The sequence below is a fragment of the Oleiphilus sp. HI0066 genome (assembly GCF_001635725.1).
The window spans coordinates 1-735 of sequence record NZ_LWFH01000771.1 but is presented as its reverse complement, the minus strand read 5'-3'; the positions used below and the strand labels follow the sequence as shown (position 1 = coordinate 735).

At 43.7% G+C, this 735-nt stretch carries 1 protein-coding gene; it reads right to left on the bottom strand.

The genetic code is table 11. The features are described 5' to 3' along the window. On the bottom strand, positions 1-735 hold a 735-nt coding region (locus A3738_RS09250; RefSeq protein WP_255376161.1), incomplete at both ends, for an MATE family efflux transporter.

Here is a 735-nt window from a genome sequence, read left to right as displayed (position 1 = left end):
CGAGATTATGCCTGCCAGCACATTGCCTACGGCAGAGCCTATCATTAAGACCATTAAATCGCCGAACACAGAGCCAATGAACAAACATGGAAGATAACAAATAAATAGTCGGGCGAAGGAAATTTTTAAGCCATCCATTGCGCGGCTAATAGCATTTGCGGCAGACACTAAGACCATACAAATGCCAAGAAATGCATAGCTAAACGGAATGATGACGATATACAGCGCCAGTAATGAAGCAATGTCCTCATTGCCCGCAAGAGCATGGCTGATGCTGGAGTCAAATAATACAAGGATCAACGCAAGTAAGAGTTGCCATGCGATGATTGTCTTCACAGCAAGCTTGAGTAATATCTGAATGTCATCAAAGTTCTTCGCGCCATAGCTCTTTCCTATCATTGGGGGAAGAGACATTGTCATTGCCAAGACTAAAATGATTGAGAAAAACTCAACACGAATGCCGAGGCCCCAAGCAGCAACGCTTTCCGTCCCATGTTGGGCAACAAGCATCGTGGCTAGCATTGAAGAGAGAGCTGGAAGTAATTGGCTAGTCATAGCAGGTAGGGCAACCGCTAAAATTTGTTTGATCTTTTCAATAGCGTTTTCAAATGCATCACTGAAATGCAGCCAATTCTTTTTCAAAATAAATGGATAAACAAAAAGGCAGCCGATACTAAAAGAGCATAATGTGGCCCATGCGGCGCCGGCTAAACCTAGATCAAAGGTGAAGATGAA